Source organism: Methylobacterium sp. J-072 (assembly GCF_022829425.1).
Classification (GTDB): Bacteria; Pseudomonadota; Alphaproteobacteria; order Rhizobiales; family Beijerinckiaceae; genus Methylobacterium.
Map to the genome: position 1 here is coordinate 70,966 of NZ_JAKSYK010000180.1, position 20,252 is coordinate 91,217.

18 protein-coding genes and 1 pseudogene are annotated in these 20,252 nt (G+C 69.7%); 11 read left to right on the forward strand and 8 right to left on the reverse strand.

What is annotated here, in order from left to right; all coding sequences use genetic code 11:
- Positions 1 to 18: 18 nt before the first annotated feature.
- Positions 19 to 1,461: an FAD-linked oxidase C-terminal domain-containing protein gene (locus tag MKK67_RS21715; protein ID WP_243969317.1), complete on the reverse strand. Its 1,443-nt coding sequence runs from the start codon at positions 1,459 to 1,461 to the stop codon at positions 19 to 21.
- A gap of 199 nt (positions 1,462 to 1,660) precedes the next feature.
- Between MKK67_RS21715 and MKK67_RS21720 the strand changes: the two genes are divergently transcribed.
- Positions 1,661 to 2,686, forward strand: coding sequence for an SIS domain-containing protein (locus tag MKK67_RS21720; protein ID WP_243969319.1), 1,026 nt, complete (start codon positions 1,661 to 1,663; stop codon positions 2,684 to 2,686).
- A gap of 205 nt (positions 2,687 to 2,891) precedes the next feature.
- On the opposite strand, the gene MKK67_RS21725 is transcribed toward MKK67_RS21720, so the two are convergent.
- The 3 genes from MKK67_RS21725 to MKK67_RS21735 all read right to left on the reverse strand — a co-directional run bounded on the left by MKK67_RS21725 (position 2,892) and on the right by MKK67_RS21735 (position 5,860).
- Positions 2,892 to 3,695 carry an SHOCT domain-containing protein gene (locus MKK67_RS21725; protein ID WP_243969321.1) on the reverse strand — a complete coding sequence of 268 codons (804 nt, stop codon included), beginning with the start codon at positions 3,693 to 3,695 and terminating at the stop codon, positions 2,892 to 2,894.
- 101 nt (positions 3,696 to 3,796) lie between these two features.
- Positions 3,797 to 4,396: a nitroreductase family protein gene (locus tag MKK67_RS21730; RefSeq protein WP_243969323.1), complete on the reverse strand. Its 600-nt coding sequence runs from the start codon at positions 4,394 to 4,396 to the stop codon at positions 3,797 to 3,799.
- Positions 4,397 to 4,792: 396 nt separating this feature from the next.
- Positions 4,793 to 5,860 (reverse strand): GSCFA domain-containing protein, encoded by a 1,068-nt coding sequence (locus MKK67_RS21735; RefSeq protein WP_243969325.1) that lies wholly within the window; start codon positions 5,858 to 5,860, stop codon positions 4,793 to 4,795.
- A gap of 57 nt (positions 5,861 to 5,917) precedes the next feature.
- On the opposite strand from MKK67_RS21735, the gene MKK67_RS21740 reads away from it, so the two are divergent.
- The gene (locus tag MKK67_RS21740; protein ID WP_243969327.1) at positions 5,918 to 6,985 is read left to right on the forward strand and encodes a WcbI family polysaccharide biosynthesis putative acetyltransferase; all 1,068 of its coding nucleotides are present in this window, start codon (positions 5,918 to 5,920) and stop codon (positions 6,983 to 6,985) included.
- A 98-nt stretch (positions 6,986 to 7,083) separates the two neighbouring features.
- On the opposite strand, the gene MKK67_RS21745 is transcribed toward MKK67_RS21740, so the two are convergent.
- Positions 7,084 to 7,476 (reverse strand): response regulator, encoded by a 393-nt coding sequence (locus MKK67_RS21745; RefSeq protein WP_243969329.1) that lies wholly within the window; start codon positions 7,474 to 7,476, stop codon positions 7,084 to 7,086.
- A 359-nt stretch (positions 7,477 to 7,835) separates the two neighbouring features.
- Here MKK67_RS21745 and pal point away from each other — a divergent pair, with 359 nt between their 5' ends.
- The 6 genes from pal to glmM all read left to right on the forward strand — a co-directional run bounded on the left by pal (position 7,836) and on the right by glmM (position 15,401).
- Entirely contained in the window at positions 7,836 to 8,330 is a 495-nt protein-coding gene (gene pal / locus MKK67_RS21750; protein WP_243969331.1) for a peptidoglycan-associated lipoprotein Pal, read from the forward strand.
- A 172-nt stretch (positions 8,331 to 8,502) separates the two neighbouring features.
- On the forward strand, positions 8,503 to 9,510 hold the full coding sequence (ybgF, locus tag MKK67_RS21755) for a tol-pal system protein YbgF (RefSeq protein WP_243969333.1): 1,008 nt from the start codon (positions 8,503 to 8,505) through the stop codon (positions 9,508 to 9,510).
- 105 nt (positions 9,511 to 9,615) lie between these two features.
- Positions 9,616 to 10,626, forward strand: a complete 1,011-nt coding sequence (gene tilS / locus MKK67_RS21760; RefSeq protein ID WP_243969335.1) for a tRNA lysidine(34) synthetase TilS — start codon at positions 9,616 to 9,618, stop codon at positions 10,624 to 10,626.
- A 147-nt stretch (positions 10,627 to 10,773) separates the two neighbouring features.
- Complete coding sequence (gene ftsH / locus MKK67_RS21765) at positions 10,774 to 12,696, forward strand: ATP-dependent zinc metalloprotease FtsH (protein ID WP_243969337.1); 1,923 nt, start codon at positions 10,774 to 10,776, stop codon at positions 12,694 to 12,696.
- A 492-nt stretch (positions 12,697 to 13,188) separates the two neighbouring features.
- On the forward strand, positions 13,189 to 13,935 hold the full coding sequence (locus MKK67_RS21775; protein ID WP_243969340.1) for a sulfite exporter TauE/SafE family protein: 747 nt from the start codon (positions 13,189 to 13,191) through the stop codon (positions 13,933 to 13,935).
- A 122-nt stretch (positions 13,936 to 14,057) separates the two neighbouring features.
- A complete protein-coding gene (gene glmM, locus MKK67_RS21780) occupies positions 14,058 to 15,401 on the forward strand; it encodes a phosphoglucosamine mutase (RefSeq protein ID WP_243969342.1) in 1,344 nt (447 codons plus the stop codon).
- Between the two features lie 70 nt (positions 15,402 to 15,471).
- Here the strand turns inward: glmM and MKK67_RS21785 are convergent, their stop codons facing one another.
- Positions 15,472 to 15,804 (reverse strand): MmcQ/YjbR family DNA-binding protein, encoded by a 333-nt coding sequence (locus MKK67_RS21785; RefSeq protein WP_243969343.1) that lies wholly within the window; start codon positions 15,802 to 15,804, stop codon positions 15,472 to 15,474.
- Between the two features lie 220 nt (positions 15,805 to 16,024).
- On the opposite strand from MKK67_RS21785, the gene MKK67_RS21790 reads away from it, so the two are divergent.
- From MKK67_RS21790 to MKK67_RS21800, 3 genes are all read left to right on the forward strand, one after another.
- A complete protein-coding gene (locus MKK67_RS21790) occupies positions 16,025 to 17,017 on the forward strand; it encodes an outer membrane protein (protein WP_243969345.1) in 993 nt (330 codons plus the stop codon).
- A 245-nt stretch (positions 17,018 to 17,262) separates the two neighbouring features.
- Positions 17,263 to 18,207, forward strand: coding sequence for an outer membrane protein (locus MKK67_RS21795; RefSeq protein WP_243969347.1), 945 nt, complete (start codon positions 17,263 to 17,265; stop codon positions 18,205 to 18,207).
- Between the two features lie 28 nt (positions 18,208 to 18,235).
- On the forward strand, positions 18,236 to 18,484 hold the full coding sequence (locus MKK67_RS21800) for a hypothetical protein (protein ID WP_243969349.1): 249 nt from the start codon (positions 18,236 to 18,238) through the stop codon (positions 18,482 to 18,484).
- 680 nt (positions 18,485 to 19,164) lie between these two features.
- Here the strand turns inward: MKK67_RS21800 and MKK67_RS32690 are convergent.
- Together MKK67_RS32690 and MKK67_RS21805 are read right to left on the reverse strand one after the other, a co-directional pair.
- A complete protein-coding gene (locus tag MKK67_RS32690) occupies positions 19,165 to 19,296 on the reverse strand; it encodes a hypothetical protein (RefSeq protein WP_279594611.1) in 132 nt (43 codons plus the stop codon).
- Positions 19,297 to 19,367: 71 nt separating this feature from the next.
- Positions 19,368 to 20,169 (reverse strand): annotated as a pseudogene (locus MKK67_RS21805) (IS5 family transposase).
- Positions 20,170 to 20,252 lie beyond the last annotated feature (83 nt).

Here is a 20,252-nt window from a genome sequence, read left to right on the forward strand (position 1 = left end):
CCTTTGGAATCCCGGGACTTAGGCCGCCTTCGCTTCGAGTCGTCCTTCCAGGGGGAAAACCTTGGCGGGGTTGAGCATCCAGTCGGGGTCGAACACCGCCTTCACCCGCATCTGCTGCTCCAGGTCGGCCTGGGTGTACTGGAAGCGCATCAGCTCGCGCTTCTCGATGCCGACGCCGTGCTCGCCGGTGAGGCAGCCGCCGACCTCGACGCAGAGCTTGAGGATCTCGTCGCCGGCCGCCTCGGCCTTCTGCAGCTCGCCCGGCTTGTTGATGTCGAACAGGATCAGCGGGTGCAGGTTGCCGTCCCCGGCATGGAACACGTTGGCCACCCGCAGGCCGTGGCCGGCGCAGATCGCCCCGATCCGCTCCAGCACCGGCCCGAGCTGGCCGGTCGGAATGGTGCCGTCCATGCAGATGTAGTCGGAGATCCGGCCCGTGGCCCCGAAGGCCGACTTGCGGCCCTTCCAGATCGCGGCCGATTCCGCCTCCGAGCGGGAGACCCGCAGGCTGGTCGGCCGAAAATCTTGGGCGATCGCCTCGATGCGGGCCAGCATCGCGTCGCACTCGGCATCCGAGCCCTCGACCTCGATGATCAGCATCGCCTCGGCGTCGCGCGGGTAGCCGGCTTTCGCGAAATCCTCGGTGATCAGGATCGCCTCGCGGTCCATGTACTCGATCGCCACCGGGATGATGCCGGCCGCGATGATCGCGGCGACGCAATCGCCCGCATCCTCGACCTTCGAGAAGCCGACCAGCACCGGCCGCGCGCCTTCGGCCGCCCGCAGGATCCGCACCGTCGCCTCGGTGACGATCCCGAGCTGCCCTTCCGACCCGCAGATGAGGCCCAGGAGGTCGTAGCCGGGGCTGTCGAGGTGCTGGCCGCCGACCTCCACCACGGTGCCGTCGTTGAGCACCAGGGTGACGCCCAGCAGGTTGTTGGTGGTGACCCCGTATTTGAGGCAATGCGCGCCGCCGGAATTCATCGCGATGTTGCCCGCGATGGTGCAGGCGAGCTGGCTCGACGGGTCCGGGGCGTAGAAGAAGCCCTCATGGGCCACGGCGCCCGAGATCGCCAGGTTGGTGAGCCCGCTCTGGACCCGGGCGGTGCGGTTCTCGAAATCGAGGTCGAGGACCTGGGTCATCTTGCCGACGCCCAGGATGATCGCATCGCCTTGAGCGATCGCTCCGCCGGCGAGCGAGGTGCCGGCGCCCCGGGGCACCACCCGTACACCTTGCGCGTGGCAATAGGCCATCACGGCCGCGACCTCCCGGGTGGTCGAGGGCAGGACCACGGCGAGCGGCATCTGCCGGTAGGCGGTCAGCCCGTCGGTCTCGAAGGCCCGGCGCTCGTCCTCGCTGGTCACCAGCGCCTCCGGGGCGACCAACGGCGCGAGGCCCGCCAGGATCTCCCCCCGCCGGGCGAGGATGTTGGGGTCGGGCTCGGGGAAGCGGATGGTCATGGGGCTCGGGCCCTTTTTTGGCTGGCGTGTTAGGAGCATGGACCCGCCGGAGCGGGCCTTCAACCGCCCGGCGGACAGAGAGGGGCGGCATGTCGTCCCGGCGTCACATTTCAACCATGACGGCTCCCTAGCGTCGCGCCGCTCGCTTCGCATCGCCCATTGGGCGCCGGATCCGCCCGACGGGTCCAGAACGGAACCGATGAACGCTCCCGCCTCCAGCGCCCTGCGCGACGATCTCTACGATTCCGCGGCCGCGAACCTCGCCAGCACCCGCGATGTCGGGATCCGCAGCCTGCAACTGGGCATCGCCGCCCTGCAGGAGACCAGCGCGGCGTTCCAGGGCCGGCTCGGCGTGGCCTTCGAGGAGGCGGTGCAGACCATCCTGCAGAGCAAGGGCCGGGTGATCGTCAGCGGCATCGGCAAGAGCGGCCATATCGGCCGCAAGATCGCCGCGACCCTGGCCTCCACGGGCACCCACGCCTTCTTCGTCCACCCCACCGAGGCGAGCCACGGCGACCTCGGCATGATCGCCCGCGACGACGTGATCATCGCCCTGTCCTGGTCGGGCGAGACCGCGGAGCTGTCCGACCTCGTCGGGTTCAGCCGCCGCTTCTCGATTCCCCTGGTCGCCATCACCCGCAACGGCGCCAGCACGCTCGGCAAGGCCGCCGACGTGCTGCTGGAGCTGCCCCGGGTGCGCGAGGCCTGCCCGCACGACCTCGCCCCGACCTCCTCCAGCCTGATCCAGCTGGCGCTGGGTGACGCCCTGGCGGTGGCGCTGCTGGAGCGGCGCGGCTTCACCTCGGCGCGGTTCCACACCCTCCATCCGGGCGGGACGCTCGCGGCCCGGCTCAAGACCGTGCAGCAGGTGATGCACGGCCCCCAGGACATGCCGCTGGTCTCCGACACCGCGCTGATGTCCGAGGTGCTGATCGAGATCGCGGCGCGCCGCTACGGCTGCGTCGGCGTCACCGATGCCGCCGGCCGTCTGGTCGGCATCGTCACGGACGGCGACCTGCGCCGCCATATGGGCCCCGAGATCCTCGACACCCCGGTCTCGGCGATCATGACCCGCGAGCCGATCACCGTGGAGCCGCACAAGCTCGCCCAGGCCGCCCTGGAGCTGATGAACCGCCGGCTGATCACCGCGGTCTTCGCGGTCACGGACGGCCGGCCGGTGGGCATCGTCCACGTCCACGACCTGCTGCGCGCCGGCATCGCCTGAGCGGTCGATGCCCCACTGATCGCGAGCGAGGATCGTCCCATCCACCCCCTCATCCTGAGGTGCTGCGCAGCAGCCTCGAAGGAGCCCTCCAGGGATCGCAGCGACTTCTGGAGGGCTCCTTCGAGGCCTCCGCTTCGCTTCGGCACCTCAGGATGAGGGGGTTGGATGGGAGGCTCGATGGCCGATAGGCTTGCGGCCTGAAGACTTACAACCGCGCCAGAAGCTCCGCCTTCTTGTCCGAAAACTCCCGATCGGTGAGCACGCCCCGGGCGTGCAACTCCGCCAGCCGCTCGATCGTCGCCAGCACGTCGCCGGACGGTGACGCCTCCGACGGGAGGGCGACCGGCTGCGGGGGAGAGGCCGGCGGTTCGGCCGGATCGACCTGCCGGGGAGCGGCCGTCTCCGCCTCGATCCGGCGCAGGCGGTCGAGGGCCACGACGCCCCGCGGGCCGGTGAAGTCGAGGCTGCCGTTCGCCTGCGACACCCCGGAGATGTGGTGCTCGCCGGTATCGTAGAGGGCGATGCCGGAGCCCGAGTCGATGGCGAGCCGCCGCGTGTCGGGGAAATAGGCGTAGCGCATCCCGTTCTGCGAGCCGGTGCTCGCGGGAGACCCGAGGCCGGCGGGCCACCACTCGCCGCCGCCCCGCCGCGATGCGGGGCCGGTCTCCGAGAACCCGCCCGCCGGCAGGGCTGCGGCGAGTTCGGTGCACAGGGCATCGACCCGCGCCTTCAGGCCGTCGTCGAACATCCGGCCGACCATCACCATGCCGCCGGAAAACCACTGGCCCATCCCGCCGAGATCGGGATGGTCGAACTGCGCCATCGTGCCGTGCCCGCGCTCCAGCGCCTGGACGAGGTGGCGCACCGCATCGAGGCTGACCCCGTGGCGCTCGGCGACGCTACGCAGGCCCGAGGCGTGGTCGAACCCGCCCGCGTCCAGGAACGGATCGGGGGCGGCTGTTCCGCCGGGCGGGACCGAGGGTTTCGGGTCCGAGGACTTCGGATCCATGGGCGAGCTCCGATCGGGGCGGGGCGGGCGACATGCGTCAGGACCGCCACGGCATGGCAATATCGACCAAGTCCCGGTCGCACCCCCGGTTCCGGATCGCCTCAGGCGTCGGAAGGCGGGAACGGGCCGGCGATGACGAAGTCGGTGATCTGCCGGCGGCCGTTCGGGGCCTCGCGCGGCCGCTGCTCCTCGGTGAGCTCCGCATCCGGGGTCTTGCGGCCGACCGCGAAGGCGGCCTCGATCCGGTGGTTCTCGGGCAAACGCAGCACCTCGGGGGCGCGGACATGGTCGAACCCGGTCATGCCGTGGGCGTGCCAGCCCTGGCGGAACGCCTGGAGCTGGAAGGCCAGTGAGGCGGTCCCGGTATCGAAGGAATGGCTGTAGGACGGCTTCAGCTCGTCGCCGACCTTCATGAGGCCGTTCGAGACCAGGAACAGGATCGCGCCGGTGCCCGAGACCCATTTCTGGTTGCCGGGTACGAGCAGGCCGAAGAACGTGTCCCAGTTCGCGTCCTCCCGGAGCGCGTAGAGGAAGCGCCAGGGCTGCGAATTGTACGCGGAGGGCGACCAGCGCGCCGCCTCGATCATCCGCAGCAGCTCGGATTCGGGCAGCGCCTCGCCCGTGAAGGCGCGGGGCGAGTGCCGCGCCACGAAGATCGGATCGATGTCGTGGTCGGGCTTGCGGGGCGGGGGCAGGCTCACGGGGATCGACTCCGGCACGGTTACGCTTCGGGGAGCGCCGACACTGCCCGAAATGCTTGGCCGGTGGCAAACCCGAACCCGGCACCGCAGGGCCGCCATGCCCGTAGCGAAACGCCTCGCCGCGGGATACGCTCGCCGCGATGACGGCGCGCACGGACAGTTTGGCCGATTGTTGACATCGTCAGTTCGGATGAACGACCTCGGAAATCGCCGCGTATCCAGCCCTCCCCCCTCATCCTGAGGTACCCGCGCCAGCGGGCCTCGAAGGAGCCCTCCAGAAGCCAGTGCGATCCCTGGAAGGCTCCTTCGAGGCTTGCGCTCCGCGCAAGCTCCTCAGGATGAGGTCGAGAATGGGACGGACGTGCCTTGGCCCACGTTAGCCGATCGGCCCCGCTCTCACGCCACGCTGCGCTCGATCTCCTCCTCGTCGCAGATCACGCCAGCGTTGCCCTCGAACTCGGCCGCGAGGTCCACGGGGGCGTGGGTCGGGGCCGCGGCGGCGCGGTCGCGGGCGAAGGTCGAGAGGAACAGCCGCATGACGTGGCGCACCCCCGCGTCGTTGATGGTGCGCTGATCCTCGTTGTAGTAGCGCCCGGCATTCACGTTGCTCGTGACGATGTCGTAGGCCGGGAAATACACCGCCCGCGGATCGCCCCGACCGACCACCTCGCCGGCGGCCACCCGCAGCACCGACTTGGAGTAGCTGTTCGACTCCATCACGTGCCGGTCCATGTAGGTGGCGATCATCGGCACGGGCGAGACCGTGAAGATCACCCGGGCCTTGGGGTTCACGCTCCAGAGCCGGTCCAGGAAGCCGTTGAGGTCGCCCAGCACCTCCCCCGCGCCGGCATTGACGCATTCGTAGAGCGCCGGGTCGAAGGTGCCGCCCGCGACCCCGGGGGCGAGCGGCAGCGCCGCGCCGTCGCCCCGCCAGCGCCAGCCCTCGGTGAGGCCCAGCGTCAGCACGAACACGTCGAGGGTCTCGAACAGGCGGCGCACCTCGGCCAGATGCGCGTCCCGGGCGGCGACCACCTCGGCCTCGCTGGCGAAACCCGCCGGCTCGACGGTGGGGCGGAACGGATCGACGTAGCGGCCGTCGTCGCGCAGCCACGCCTTCAGCTCCGGCTCGAATTGGCCGTAGGCCCGGTCGAACAGCTGCACGAACTGGCGCGTGTAATAGAGATTGCCGTACCGGGCCGAGAAGGTGCCGAACTGGCGGGCATTGGCCTCCTCGGCGCTCATGCCGGGGGGCGGCGGCTCGGTCAGGTAATAGTTGAAGCCGGCGCCGCGCACCGCCTCGGCCACCCGCTGCGCGAAGCAGGAGCCGCCGGTGGCGACCTTGTCGGTCGGCCCGATCGCGAACGTGTCCTTCGGGTGCGGATTGACCGCGAAGGGCGGCACGTTGGTCACGACCTTGCGCCAGAATCGCTCGGCCGGTAGACCCGTATACGGATTCAACGCCATCTTCGAACCCTCTTCTTCACGACGGCAAGATCTTCACGACGGCGCGCGCCCTCGGGGATGCTGAGCCGTCCGCTGACACCGGCACGCGACGTGGCCCTGAACGATCTGCCCCGGCGCGCCCGCAGCGCGTTGTCCCTGTCGACCCCCAGTTGGGCGCCCACCTGGGCGACACCATGGCGAAACCGCGCCCGCGCCGCCACCACGCGCGACGGGCCGGCCATCGCGGTGCTGGGCAATTGCCAGGCGCGCGGCATCGCCCAGGCGATGCGCCTGCTCGCGCCGAAGAGCCCCGTGCGCTACCTGCCCATGGGCTCGCTCAAGCGCGACCACGGCCATGTCGACGGCCTGATCCGGACGCTGCGCTCCCACGACCACGTCTTCTCGCAGGTCTTCCCGGGCGGCCTGATCCCGGGGGGCGACATCGCGACCGTGCGGGCGGCCGATCCGCGGCTCAAGCTGTTCCCGTCGATCGTGTTCTCGGCCTTCCACCCGGACATGGTCTATGTCGGCCAGGCCTCGGACCTCGCCGCGCTCAAGCTCGCGCCCTCCCCGATGGGGCAGTACCACTCGGCGATCGCGCTCTGCGCCCACCGGCTCGGCCTCGATGCCGGCCGCACCGCCGGGCTGTTCCGCGAGGACGTGTTCCGGCGGCTCGGCTATCTCGACCATTGGGATCCGGCCGTGCACGAGCTGGTCGGGTCGGCGGCCGCGCTGGGCTTCAGCCTCGATCGCGAGGTGACCCGCTGGGCCCGCCGGGGCGCGTTCATGCACGTGATGAACCACCCCAAGGCCTTCGTCATCGGCGACATCGCCCGGCGGCTGTTGCACGAGAGCGGGCTCAGGCCCGAGCCCGTGGAGATCGAGGATTACCTCGGTGACGAGCTGGCCCAGGACGTAGTCTGGCCGCTCTACCCGCCGATCGCCGAGCATTTCGGGCTGACCGGCTCGTACCTGTTCAAGATGAAGCCTCGAGGCGAGGACTTCCCGACGCTCTACGACCTGCCGGGCTTCATCGCGGCAAGCTTCGCGATCTACGACGCGATGTCGGCGGGCGATCTCGCCTGCCAGCGGGTGGATGCGTGGCTCGCCGCGCCCGAGATCGTGGCCCTGTTCCGGGCCGGGTAGAACATCGTCCCGAAAGGTGGCCGCCGGCTTTCGGAAAAAGACGATGTGAATCAGGAGCCTAGGTCATCGTGCCGGTATGATGCCCTTGCCGAGCCCGCTCAGCCCGCCGCGCAGAGAGGCGCCTCGCTCAGGCCCTCGACCATCATCCGGACCAGCCGGTTGACCGCCTGCACCTGGAACGGCTTGCGCAGGAACAGGCTGCCCGGGACGCCCCGGCCGCCGCTCGAATCGGTCGAGGTGTAGACCACCGGCCGGTCGGCATGGATCGCCCGGAACGCGTGGGCCACGGTCCAGCCGTCGATCAGCCCGGGCAGGTGGATGTCGGTGAACAGCCAGTCGATCTCGGTCCCGCGCGTCCGCAGGAGCGTCAGCGCCGCCTCCCCCGTGGAGGCCTCGATCACCCGGATGCCCTGGGTCTCGCACAAGCTCGCGATGATCTCGAGGAGCAGGTAGCTATCCTCGACGATGAGGACGCACTGGGCGGGAGGCATGCTGCGGGTCCGGGGATCGACTGCGCGAATCAAGAACCCACACGGTTGAGGATCTCTTAAAAGCCGTCGCGAAAGCGGTATCCGGCGCTGTTGCAGCGCGGCAACCGGCGGGGCGGAAATGGCTGCGCGAGACGGTCCCATGCGCGATTGCCCCGGCACGGCCGCAATCCGGGCGCGTCAGCATCCCTCGGCGTGCGGCAGCGCACGCCGCCGACCGGCGCGGGCTCGCAGGACGCTCCGCGGCGCCGGACGGAACCGTCGCTTAACCATCCGCGCCTATCACCGGCGCTCAGGACTACGCGGACCCGCCTCGAAGACCAGCAGCCGGCCTTCGGCACCGCTCGAGGAGTTGAACGATCATGCCCCAGCGTTTCCGCGCACTCGCCCTCGGCCTCGCTGTCTGCGCCGCCCTCGGGCTCGGCGCCTGCAGCAACGACAAGGATCTCGCCGACGCCTCCGCGTTCGGGGCCGGCGCCGCAACCCCGGGCAGCGCGCAGGACTTCGTCGTCAATATCGGCGACCGGGTCTTCTTCGAATCGGATTCCACCGACCTGACCCCCACCGCCACCGCCACCCTCGACAAGCAGGCGGCCTGGTTGCAGCGCTACCCGCGCTACACCTTCATCATCGAGGGCCATGCCGACGAGCGCGGCACCCGCGAATACAACTTCTCCCTGGGCGCCCGCCGGGCCCAGTCGGTCAACGACTACCTCGCCACCCGAGGCATCGGCGCGAACCGGATGCGCACCGTCTCCTACGGCAAGGAGCGGCCGGTGGCGGTGTGCAACGACATCTCGTGCTGGTCCCAGAACCGCCGCGCGGTGATCGTGCTCGACCGCGGCGCCGGGGCGTAATCTTCGCAGAGACGGCCAACAGGTCCCGTCCGCCTGCCGATTCTTCGCAGAGTCGGCAGGCGTTTCTGCGAAGAGGAAGCCGGCCCCGGGTTCGACCTTTCCGCGCCGCAGTTTTGCCGCGGACCGGCGCATTTGATAGGGCCTCGCGCTTCCATCGGACCGCAGCCGCATCATGCTCGCCCGCCTTCGCACCCGCCTCGCGCTCACCACGATCCTCGGGGGCCTGCTCCTCGGCCATCCGGCCGCCGCGCAGGACGCCTCGGAACTGGTGGTGCGCCTGGGGCGCATCGAGAACCAGTCCCGGATCATGGCCGGGCAGATCGAGACCCTCCAGTACGAGAACCGGCAGCTGAAAGAGCAGCTGCGCAAGTTCCAGGAGGATGTCGAGTTCCGCCTGAACGAGGGCAAGGGCGGCGGCGGCAAGGCTGCCCCCTCGGCGGCGCCGTCGCAGGCCCCGGCGGGCGCGGTCAACGGCGGCAATCCCGGCTCCGGCCGCCCCGGCAAGCGCGGCGATGCCTTCGACCCGTCCCAGACCCCCGGCGCCCCCGGGGCACCGATGCCGCTCGGCAGCACCCAGCCCTCCCCGCCCCTGCCGCCCCGGGAAGCCGCCGAGGTGGCCCCGGTCCGGCCGCAGGCCTTGCCCCGGCCCGCGATCGAGGACGAGGATCCGGATGCCGAGGGTGCCGCCCCCGGCTACGACGAGCCCGTGGACCTGCGGCCTCCGGCCCGCACCGGCGCGATCCCGGTCCCGGCGCCCCGCCCGGCCGAGAGCGTGGCCGCGACCCGGACCGGCGACCCGGCCGCCGATTACGAGGCGGCGGTCGAGCTCTACCGCTCCAAGCAGTTCGAGCAGGCCGAGATGGGCCTGCGCCAGTTCATCCAGTCGCATCCCCGCGACAACCGGGTCGCCGGCGCGACCTACTGGCTGGGCGAGAGCTACCTGGCCCGCGGCCGCAACCGCGAGGCGGCCGAGCAGTTCCTGAAGGTCTCCACCGACTATGCCCGCTCGTCCCAGGCGCCGGACGCGATGCTGAAGCTCGGCGTCACCCTCAACGCCCTTGGGGCCCGCGAGCAGGCCTGCGCGACGCTCGCCGAGCTGGACCGGAAGTTCCCCAATGCCGGCACCGGCGTCCGCCAGGGCGTCGCCCGGGAGCAGAAGCGCGCCCGCTGCTCGGCCTGATCGGGATCCCAAAGGGCGTGCCCTTTGGCGGGGTTCGGGGGCGGAGCCCCCGAGAGACCAGGGCTCTGCCCTGGACCCGCAAAAGGTCTCGGACCTTTTGAATCCATGACTTGTCTGCCGGACGATCCGGTGCTTCACGCCCTCGCGCCCTGGCTCGCTCAGTCGGAGCGTAGCGTGTTGCTGGCCGTTTCGGGCGGGCCCGATTCGAGCGCGCTGATGCATGCCGCCGCGGCGCTCGGCGCGTCCGCGCAGGTCGCCACCGTCGATCACGGCCTGCGCCCGGATTCCGGCCCGGAGGCCGAGGGCGTCGGGCGAGCGGCCCGCGCGCTCGGCCTGCCGCACGCGATCCTGACCTGGGCGGGCCCGAAGCCCGGCACCGGCCTGCAGGACGCGGCCCGGGCCGCCCGCTATCGGCTGCTGGCCGCCCATGCCGAGGCGATCGGCGCCGGCCTCGTGCTCACGGGCCACACGCAGGACGATCAGGCCGAGACCGTGCTGATGCGGCTCGCCGCCGGCAGCGGACCGGCCGGGCTCGCCGGCATGCGGGCCGAACGCCCGCTCGCCCCGGGCATCACCCTCGGGCGGCCGTTCCTGGCCCTGCCGAAGGCGGTCCTGGTGGCGTGGTGCGCGGCCCGGGGCATCCCGCATGTCCGCGACCCGGCCAACGCCGACCCGCGCTTCGCCCGGGGACGCCTGCGCGCGAGCTGGGCCGCACTGGAGCGGGAGGGCCTGAGCCCGGCCCGGCTCGCGCGCCTCGCCGAGCGGGCCGCCCGGGACGACGACGCCCTCCGGGCCGCGGCCGCGCAGGCCTTCGCGGCGGTTTTGCTGCCGGCAAAGAATACCGACGCTGCGGCGCTGCGCCTCGACGGCGCCGTGCTGGCGGCCCTGCCGGAGGCCCTTGCCCTGCGCTGCCTCGACGCGGCCCTGACCCGGGTGGGCGCCGCGCCGCGCCGGCTGGAGCGCCTGGAATCCCTTGTCTTCGAGGCCGTGCTGCCGGCCCTGCGCCGCCGGGAGCCGATCCGCCGCACCCTGGCGGGGATTTTGGTCGCAACCGATTCCGCCGGCACGGTGAGTCTGGAGCCGGCCCCACTGCGCCGGCACAAGACCGCCGTTTGACGGATAGATGCTGCCCTCGCCGCAGGGGGGACCGGCTTACTTGGCAAGGAAGGCCCCCCCGCCTACATTGGCGAGGTGTGCACGGATGGACCGGCAAAGCCGCGCGACGTGTCCGTCTAGGGGGCCGCACGCACCAAGGATCGATCGATGAACCCGAATTTTCGCAACTTTGCCTTGTGGGTCGTCATCTTCCTGCTGGTGCTGGCCCTCGTCACCCTGTTCCAGAACCCCGGTCACCGGGGCGGCGGCAGCGAGATCGCCTACAGCCAGCTCCTCAACGACGCCGATTCCGGCAAGATCCAGTCGGTGGTGATTTCCGGGCAGGACGTGTCCGGCACCTATGTCGGCGGCGGCAACTTCACCAGCTACGCCCCCAACGACCCGAGCCTGGTCTCCAAGCTCCAGGGCAAGGGTGTGCAGATCACCGCCCGTCCGCCGTCCGACAACACCCCCTGGTTCATCCAGCTGCTCGTAAGCTGGCTGCCGATTCTCGTCTTCATCGGCGCCTGGATCTTCCTGAGCCGCCAGATGCAGTCCGGCGCCGGCCGGGCCATGGGTTTTGGCAAGTCGAAGGCGAAGCTCCTGAACGAGGCTCATGGCCGCGTGTCGTTCGATGACGTCGCCGGCGTCGAGGAGGCCAAGGAAGACCTCCAGGAGATCGTGGAATTCCTCCGCGACCCCCAGAAATTCCAGCGGCTCGGCGGTCGGATCCCGCGCGGCGTGCTGCTCGTCGGCCCGCCCGGCACCGGTAAGACCCTGATCGCCCGGGCGGTCGCGGGTGAGGCCAACGTGCCGTTCTTCACCATCTCGGGCTCCGACTTCGTCGAGATGTTCGTCGGCGTCGGCGCCAGCCGCGTGCGCGACATGTTCGAGCAGGCCAAGAAGAACGCGCCCTGCATCATCTTCATCGACGAGATCGACGCGGTCGGCCGCCATCGCGGCGCCGGCCTCGGCGGCGGCAACGACGAGCGCGAGCAGACCCTGAACCAGCTCCTCGTGGAGATGGACGGGTTCGAGGCCAACGAGGGCGTCATCATCATCGCGGCGACCAACCGCCCCGACGTGCTCGACCCGGCGCTGCTGCGTCCGGGCCGGTTCGACCGCCAGATCATGGTGCCGAACCCGGACGTCACCGGTCGCGAGCGCATCCTGCGGGTCCACGTCCGCAAGGTGCCGCTGGCGCCCGATGTCGACCTGAAGGTGATCGCCCGCGGCACCCCCGGCTTCTCGGGCGCCGACCTGATGAACCTCGTCAACGAGTCGGCCCTGCTGGCGGCCCGTCGCGGCAAGCGCATCGTCACGATGCACGAGTTCGAGGATGCCAAGGACAAGGTCATGATGGGCGCCGAGCGGCGCACCCTGGTGATGACCGAGGACGAGAAGCGGCTCACCGCCTATCACGAGGGCGGCCACGCCATCGTCGCGTTCAACGTCCCGGCCACCGACCCGGTGCACAAGGCGACCATCATCCCGCGCGGCCGTGCGCTCGGCATGGTCATGCAGCTGCCCGAGCGCGACAAGCTCTCCATGAGCTTCGAGCAGATGACCTCGCGGCTGGCGATCATGATGGGCGGCCGCATCGCCGAGGAGATGACCTTCGGCCGGGACAAGGTGACTTCGGGCGCCCAGTCGGACATCGAGCAGGCGACCCGGCTCGCCAAGATGATGGTGACCCGCTGGGGCTTCTCGCCCGAGCTTGGCACCGTCGCCTACGGCGAGAACAACGACGAGGTCTTCCTCGGCATGTCGATGGGCCGGCAGCAATCGGTTTCGGAATCGACCGCCCAGAAGATCGACGCCGAGGTCCGCCGCCTGGTCGAGACCGGCCTGGAGGAGGCCCGCCGCATCCTGGCCGAGCACAAGGACGACCTGGAGGCTCTGGCCCAGGGGCTGCTCGAATACGAGACCCTCTCGGGCGACGAGATCCGCAACCTGCTGAAGGGCCAGCCCCCGATCCGCGACGGCGGCGACGTGCCCCCGACCCCGGCCCGGGGCTCCTCGGTCCCCTCCGCCGGCCGCGGCCGCCCGAAGGAGAGCGACGGCGGCTTGGAGCCTCAGCCGCAGGCGTGAGCTAAACGGATGTGATGAGAGGGGCGCCGCGAGGCGCCCTTTTTTTATTAAGATTTTTTGCTCTTGGCGTCCCGCCGGATCAGGGCAGCGGTCGCCGAATCTCTCTCACTCGCAGAGGCTCGCGGACTCACACGGTGCTGGGGCGGGGATCCCCTCGCCCCGCTCGCGGGGAGAGGGCTTCGGCGACCTCGTCGTCGCCGAAGCGAGGCGGCAGCCGAAGGTGAGGGGGCGGTTCAGGACGCGCGCCTCGTTCTGAGCCACCCCCTCACCGCCGCTCCGGCTTCGCCTCTCGCTTCCCGCACGGACGACGAGGTCCGTGCGGGCCTCTCCCCGCGTGCGGGGAGAGGGGAACCCGCGCTTCGTCCTGCCTCGCCCCCCATGACAATCCGCCCCGCCTGTCCGTGAACACCCCCCGCAAGCTCGGCCGGAGGCTCGGCTCTCGGCGGCGAATCGGAAAGACCGGGGCCGGGATCTGTCTGAGCCGCGTACCCCATGGCGTTGTCCGTCTATCTCGTCGTCGGCCTCGGAGCCGCGGTCGCCGGGTTCGTGCAGGGGCTGTCGGGCTTCGCGTTCGGGCTCGTGGCTTTGTCGTTCTGGGCCTGGGTGATCGACCCGCAGCTGGCCGCGATCCTGGCGGTCGCCGGATCCCTGACCGGCCAGATCGTCGCCGCCGTCACGGTGCGGCGCGGCTTCGACCGGGCGCGTCTCGCGCCGTTCCTGCTGGGCGGGCTGGCCGGGGTCCCGCTCGGGGTGATGCTGCTGCCCCACCTCAATGCCGACTGGTTCAAGCTGCTGCTCGGCACCCTGCTGGTGGTCTGGTGCCCGGCGATGCTGCTCGCCAAGGACCTGCCGCGGATCACCACGGGCGGGCGGCTGGCGGATGCCGCCGTCGGCATGAGCGGCGGCCTGCTCGGCGGGCTCGGCGGCTTCACCGGCACGCTGCCGACCCTGTGGTGCGTGCTGCGCGGCTACGAGCGCGACGTGCAGCGCACGATCATCCAGAACTTCAACCTGGCGATGCTGGCCGTGACCATGCTGGTCTATCTCGGCTCCGGCCTCGTCACCCGCGCGGCCCTGCCGATGCTGGCCGTGGTGCTGCCCGCCATGCTGATCCCGGTCTTTCTGGGCACCCGGGTCTATGTCGGCTTGAGCGAGACCGCCTTCCGCCGGGTGGTGCTCGGCCTCCTGACAATCTCCGGCGTCACGCTGCTGGCGGCGGCGCTGCCGCGGGTGCTGTAGGGCAACGCCCCATTTCGACCGTCTTTGTCGCGGAGCACCCGGGGCAATCCAATCTGCTAAGGTCTGTCGGGCTACTCTATCGGCGCGTTGGCCGGACGAGAGGCCCGGCACCGGAGATCCTGATGGCGCGCAAGTATTTCGGAACCGACGGCATCCGGGGCCGGGCCAACGGGGTGATCACCCCGGAACTCGCCCTCAAGGTCGGGCAGGCGGCGGGCCTGGTGTTCCAGCGCGGCGACCATCGCCACCGGGTGGTGATCGGCAAGGATACCCGCCTGTCCGGCTACATGATCGAGACCGCGCTGATCGCCGGCTTCACCTCGGTAGGCATGGACGTGCTGCAGCTCGGCCCGGTGCCAACCCCCGCGGTGGCGATGCTGACCCGCTCGATGCGGGCCGATATCGGGGTGATGATCTCGGCCTCGCACAACGCCTTCGAGGATAACGGCATCAAGCTGTTCGGCCCCGACGGGTTCAAGCTCAACGACGCGATCGAGGGCGAGATCGAGGAGCTGATCGACGCCGAACTGCACACGCGGCTGGCGGGCTCCGCCGATCTCGGCCGGGCCAAGCGGATCGAGAGCGTGCATGCCCGCTACATCGAATTCGCCAAGCGCACCCTCCCCCGGCACGTGACGCTCGACGGCCTGCGCGTGGTGGTCGATTGCGCCAACGGCGCCGCCTACCGGGTCGCCCCCGAGACCCTGTGGGAACTCGGCGCCGAGGTGATCGCCATCGGCACCGAGCCGGACGGGTTCAACATCAACCGGGATGTCGGCTCCACCGCCCCGGCGGCCCTGGTCGCCAAGGTCCGCGAGCGCCGGGCCGATATCGGCATTGCCCTCGACGGCGACGCCGACCGGGTGCTGATCGTCGACGAGAAGGGCCACGTGGTCGACGGCGACCAGCTGATGGCGGTCGTCGCGCGCTCCTGGCAGGAGGACGAGCGGCTCACCCAGCCGGGGCTGGTGGCGACGATCATGTCCAATCTCGGCCTGGAGCGCTTCCTCGGCGGCCTCGGCCTGACCCTGGCCCGCACCGCGGTGGGCGACCGCTACGTGCTCGAGCACATGCGCGAGCACGGCTACAATCTCGGCGGCGAGCAATCCGGCCACATCATCATGTCGGACTACACCACCACGGGCGACGGCCTGGTGGCGGCGCTCCAGCTTCTGAGCGTGGTGCAGCGCCAGGGCCGGCCGGTGAGCGAGGTCTGCCACTGCTTCGATCCGCTGCCGCAGATCCTCAAGAACGTCCGCTACCGCTCCGGCCAGCCGCTCAGCCAGGACAGCGTGGTCAGCGCGATCGCCCAGGCCCGCGCCCGCCTGGGCAATGGCGGCCGCCTGGTGATCCGCCCCTCCGGCACCGAGCCGGTGATCCGCGTGATGGCCGAGGGCGACGACCGCGGCCTCGTCAACGAGGTGGTCGACGAGGTGGTCGAGGCCGTCACCAAGGTCGCGGCCTAAGATCCGGGATCCCAAAGGGCCCGCGGCCCTTTGGCGGGGTTCAGGGGCGGAGCCCCTGATGGCTGGATGATCACGCGTAGGCGGCGCGCAGGACCGCCGGTGCGGTGGTCCGCCAGGCCGCCAGCAGGGCGGCGCGCAGGGCCTCCTCCTCGCAGAGATCGAGGTCGAGATTGGTCCAGCCGCGCCGGCCCCAGGCGCCGTCCAGCGGCGTGAACAGGTCCGGCTCGGCCTCGCACAGCTCCGCCTGATCGGCGGGGGCCAGGCGCAGCACCACCCGGGCCTCCTCGACCCACAGGGTCGCGAACACCCGGCCGCCGACGCGGAAATCCGGGTTGCCGCGATGGGCGCCCGCCACCGTCTCCGGCAGCATCAGCGCCAGGATGCGCACGTCCTCGGGCAGCACCGCTCAGCCTGGCCCACGGGCGGATGTGTTCGTGATCGTACCGAGCGGTGCGGCCAAGACTAGCAAATCCCTCGTTGAGCTGCGGTTTTGCAGGCTGTAGCAGCCCGCAAGGCTAACATTTAACGTTAAGCCGGATTTAAGAGGTTCGATCCATCCTTCACCACGTCATCCGAGCCGGCTTGCCAAGCTTCCGGCACATGAGTCCAGTGAAGGAATCCTTATGGCCCGCTCCAAGCTGAACGCTTTGGTGCGCAGCCTGACGCTCGCGGCGAGCGTCGGCGCGCCCTGCCTGGCCGCTGCCGCGGACCTGCTGCCCCCGCCTCCGCCGCCGCCCCCCCCGCCCCCGATCGAGGTCGGCGGCGGCTGGTACCTGCGCGGCGATGTCGGCGCCAGCGTCTACACGCGGCCGAAATACACCGAGGCCTACGATTACACCGGCTACCCGGACGCCAACCGCGCGTTCGGCAACGAGATCGGCGGCGGCGGGTTCGCGGGCGTCGGCGTCGGCTACCAGTTCACCCCGTTCCTGCGCGGCGATGTGACCGGCGAGTACCGCTACTCCACCGGCCTGCGCGGCAGCGAGTATTACAAGGGCCCCGAGTTCGACAACGGCCTCGGCTCCTACGGGGTCAACAAGTCGACCAGCAACTTCGATTCCGCGGTGGTCCTGGCCAACGCGTATTTCGACCTCGGCACCTGGTACGGCATCACGCCGTTCATCGGCGGCGGCGTCGGCTACGCCTTCAACCACATCTCGGGCTACTCGACCAACCAGCAATTCACCAGCCCGAGCTACGCCTACGATTACGGCAATCCGATCTACGACTGCAAGTGCGGGCAGGCGTACTACAACTACGCGCCGGTCTACGACAGCAACGGCAACCCGGTGTACAACACCAACAGCGGCAGCAAGTTCTACAAGAGCAAGACCAGCGGCAGCTTCGCCTGGGCGCTGCATGCCGGTCTCGCCTACGACGTGAGCGACGCCCTGAAGATCGAACTGGCCTACCGCTACCTCAACCTCGGCAAGGCCGAGACCGGCCCGGGCTTCGTGCCGTGCTGCACCGGCAGCCTGCAGGCGATCAAGGTGAAGGACATCGAGGCGCACGACGTGAAGATCGGCCTGCGCTACTACCTCGGCGGCCTGGTCGCGGCGCCGCTGCCGCCGCTGATGCCCGAGCCGATCCCCGGCCCGCTGGTGCGCAAGTACTGATTTTTCCCCAACGACTCTGACGGCAGACGGCGCGGATCCTCTCCGCGCCGTTTTTTTTCGTTTTGTGGCCGGGGCTCGGTGGATGCACAGAGCAGAATTGGGCCGCCGGATAGTTCTTACCGGGCCGCGATGATCGAATCGGGATATCGGGAAGGACCCTAAAATAACGGACGCTTAAGGTTACCCATCTATCACTGCATCGAGGCCCGAGCCGCCGTCCGTCTCGCAGTCCCAGGACGATCCCGATGCGTACCGTCACCTTGCCGCTGCTGGCGATCCTCGGCCTCTGCGGCGCGAGCACAGCCCGGGCCGCCGACCTGGATTACGATTACCTGCGCGGCGCCGATTACGACCCGGTCCCGGCCCCGGTGGTGGACTGGAGCGGCGTGTATGTCGGCGGCCATGGCGGGTATACGTCGGGTGGCCTGGCGCAGCGCAACGCCCTGCAATCGACCCTCGCGCAGTACTTCAGCTACCGCGATATCGAGAGCGAGTTCGGGGTCTCGAAGATCCTGTCAATGCCGGGAACCCGCGTGAAGAGCGCGAGCTTCGGCGCGTTTGCGGGCTACAACGTTCAGTTCGACGAGATCGTCCTCGGGATCGAGGCCGACTACACGCACGCGGACCTGAACAGCTGGTCCACCAACGGCATCAGCCGGATCATGACGACGGCCGGAGGCAATTCCGAGACGGTCAACCTCTCGGGCACGTCGAACACGCGGATCGACGATTACGGCAGCATCCGCGCCCGGGCCGGCTACGCCTTCGGCAACCTGCTCCCCTACGTCACGGGCGGCCTCGCGGTCGGCCGGGTCACGATCAACGACACCGTCGCGGTCCAGAATTACGGCTACAGCGCCACGACCTATGCGGCCAACCAAGCCCTGACCACGGGCCTGCCGGCGGCCGTCTACAATCACGGCTATGCCAGCTTCAACCAAAACTTCCCGCTGAACCGGTCGACCCCGGCCGGACAGGGCGCCCAGACTATTCCGAACGCTCCGACCACGCTGTCGGCCAACGCCAAGACCAAGACGATCGGCGGCGTGGCCCTCGGGTTCGGCCTCGAATACGCGATCACGCCCAACATCCTGCTGCGGGGCGAGTATCAGTACGTGCTGTTCCAGAGCTTCAACGGTCACCGTGCCGAGCTGAACACGATCCGCGGCGGCGCCGCCCTCAAGTTCTGATCGTCCCGATGCCGGCCGGATACCGACCATGACCCAGCGCCGCCCCGCCCGACCGCCGCCGCTCGCCTGGATCGTGCTGCTGGCCGCCCTCGTCCCGGCCCCGGCCTCCGCCTGGCCGGAGGATCGCGGCTTCGATCCACCCCGACTCCGGCGCGTCGTCCGCGTGCGGCCCGAAGCGTCGGCCGTGCCGCCGCCCGTGATCGTCCGGGGCTACCTGCCCCGCAACCACAACGTCCCGATGTACAACGAGCCGCCCCGCCGCGGGCCGGCTTGGTGAATGAGGCCGTGCCGCTGCTCCGGATCGGGCTGCTGCCGGGAATGCCTCTGAGGCCTTTTGGCGGGTGTTCCCATTCGCGACCTCATCCTGAGGTGGCGTAGCGGAGCGAAGCCCTCGAAGGAGCCCTCCAGCCAGCCGCGCGATTCCTGGAGAGCTCCTTCGAGGCCCAGCGATCTTTGATCGCCGGGCACCTCAGGATGAGGGAAGAGCTTGGATATCCGTCGTCTACGCCGCGTCTCTCACCGCCGTTGCGCGCGTGACAGGCGGACGCGGTCGCGAACAGACGGCCCGTTCCGTCGGCTACCGATCCATTCCTCTGGTCTGAGGCGTGTCCGGCATGTCGTCACCGTCCTCGGGAGGCACATCCGGAGCGTTCCGCACGCGTGCGATGGCGGATCGTACATCCGACCGCGCGGCCCGCTCTTCGAGGTGGGCGACCGGCTCTTCGGCAGGACGGCTCATATCGACACGCTGAGCGATATCTTACTTGTGTCGTGCACCCCATAACGGCGCGTTGACGGGCCGCTAAGTCTTTGTTGTTCGACCGGCCCGCACCGCATTAGGATGTGCCGTTCAACCCAATAAGCACGTCAAGCTCGGGGGGGCTCACCCCATAAGCGCGTGATGCCCGTTTGACGGGGCAGCGCGCTGGCGGTCTCTCCTGAGGCGATGCGGAAATCTCAGCGTCCGAAGCCGCAGACCCGTTCGGCGATCCGCGCATTGTAGAGTTCGCGGACGGTCTGCCTGAACCGCGGCAGCTCCTTCTCGGCGAGGCAGAACGTCGGACGCCCGTCCACGAGGAACCTGCGCATCTCGACACGCTACCCATCCAGCGTCGGCTCGCCGAGAAGCTCACGGCTCTGGGACAGGCTCCTAGAGCGTGTTATGAACCTGTCATCAATCGTTCGGCCTGTTTCAGCATGAGACAGACGAAGGCGACCCTGTGAAGTCCTGCCAGCGTGCTGGCATAACGCTCGTAATCCTTGACCAGGCGCCGACAGCGCGTCGCCCAGGCGAAGGACCGCTCCACCACCCAGCGACGCGGCAGCAGGACAAATCCGCGCTTGGCCTCGGGCGCCTTGACTACCTCCAGGGCGATACCGTGCGCCTGGGCCGCGTCCGCCGCCCGCGCGCCGGTGTAGCCCTGATCGACGAAGCCCGTCTTGACGCTTCCGTCCGTCTCCGCCTGCATCGCGCCGGTCAGGCGATCGACCTCGCCGCGATCGTCGGCATCGGCCGGGGTGACGTGCAACGCCACCACGTGGCCTGGCGTGTCTACCGCCAGATGCACCTTCGAACCGCGCTTGCGCTTGGCCCCGTCGTAGCCCGGCCGCTCTCGGGCGAGGACCGCAGCGTCCGGCTGTCCAGGATCACCGCCGACGGCTCCGGCTTGCGATCCCCTGCCATCCGTAGAACCGCCTGCAGGTCCCCGGCCACATCGGTGAAGCACGCCGCCGCCAGCCAGCGCTGCGTCTGCTGGTACACCGCCGCCCACGGCGGAAGGTCGTGCGGCATGAACCGCCACGGCGCCCCCGTCTTCACGATGAACCGCAGGCCGTTGAACACCTCCCGCAGCTCGTGTCACGCTGACCCGAACTCTCCCGCAGCAGCGCCAGATACGGCGCGACCAGCGCCCATTCCTCATCGGACACGTCAGATGGATAGCCGGCACGACCTGCGCTCATGCCCGAAAACGCAAACCTCACCCATTCAGTTCATAACAGCCTCTAGGAACCATAGGCTGGGCTGGTTTGAAGCATAGGATCGA

Excerpts from the sequence above, each read along its gene's own strand:
- MKK67_RS21715 (WP_243969317.1), bottom strand. The coding sequence starts at position 1,461 with ATGACCATCCGCTTCCCCGAGCCCGACCCCAACATCCTCGCCCGGCGG.
- MKK67_RS21720 (WP_243969319.1), top strand. The coding sequence starts at position 1,661 with ATGAACGCTCCCGCCTCCAGCGCCCTGCGCGACGATCTCTACGATTCC.
- MKK67_RS21725 (WP_243969321.1), bottom strand. The coding sequence starts at position 3,695 with ATGGATCCGAAGTCCTCGGACCCGAAACCCTCGGTCCCGCCCGGCGGA.
- MKK67_RS21735 (WP_243969325.1), bottom strand. The coding sequence starts at position 5,860 with ATGGCGTTGAATCCGTATACGGGTCTACCGGCCGAGCGATTCTGGCGC.
- MKK67_RS21740 (WP_243969327.1), top strand. The coding sequence starts at position 5,918 with ATGCTGAGCCGTCCGCTGACACCGGCACGCGACGTGGCCCTGAACGAT.
- MKK67_RS21745 (WP_243969329.1), bottom strand. The coding sequence starts at position 7,476 with ATGCCTCCCGCCCAGTGCGTCCTCATCGTCGAGGATAGCTACCTGCTC.
- pal (WP_243969331.1), top strand. The coding sequence starts at position 7,836 with ATGCCCCAGCGTTTCCGCGCACTCGCCCTCGGCCTCGCTGTCTGCGCC.
- ybgF (WP_243969333.1), top strand. The coding sequence starts at position 8,503 with ATGCTCGCCCGCCTTCGCACCCGCCTCGCGCTCACCACGATCCTCGGG.
- tilS (WP_243969335.1), top strand. The coding sequence starts at position 9,616 with ATGACTTGTCTGCCGGACGATCCGGTGCTTCACGCCCTCGCGCCCTGG.
- ftsH (WP_243969337.1), top strand. The coding sequence starts at position 10,774 with ATGAACCCGAATTTTCGCAACTTTGCCTTGTGGGTCGTCATCTTCCTG.
- MKK67_RS21775 (WP_243969340.1), top strand. The coding sequence starts at position 13,189 with ATGGCGTTGTCCGTCTATCTCGTCGTCGGCCTCGGAGCCGCGGTCGCC.
- glmM (WP_243969342.1), top strand. The coding sequence starts at position 14,058 with ATGGCGCGCAAGTATTTCGGAACCGACGGCATCCGGGGCCGGGCCAAC.
- MKK67_RS21790 (WP_243969345.1), top strand. The coding sequence starts at position 16,025 with ATGGCCCGCTCCAAGCTGAACGCTTTGGTGCGCAGCCTGACGCTCGCG.
- MKK67_RS21795 (WP_243969347.1), top strand. The coding sequence starts at position 17,263 with ATGCGTACCGTCACCTTGCCGCTGCTGGCGATCCTCGGCCTCTGCGGC.
- MKK67_RS21800 (WP_243969349.1), top strand. The coding sequence starts at position 18,236 with ATGACCCAGCGCCGCCCCGCCCGACCGCCGCCGCTCGCCTGGATCGTG.
- MKK67_RS32690 (WP_279594611.1), bottom strand. The coding sequence starts at position 19,296 with ATGCGCAGGTTCCTCGTGGACGGGCGTCCGACGTTCTGCCTCGCCGAG.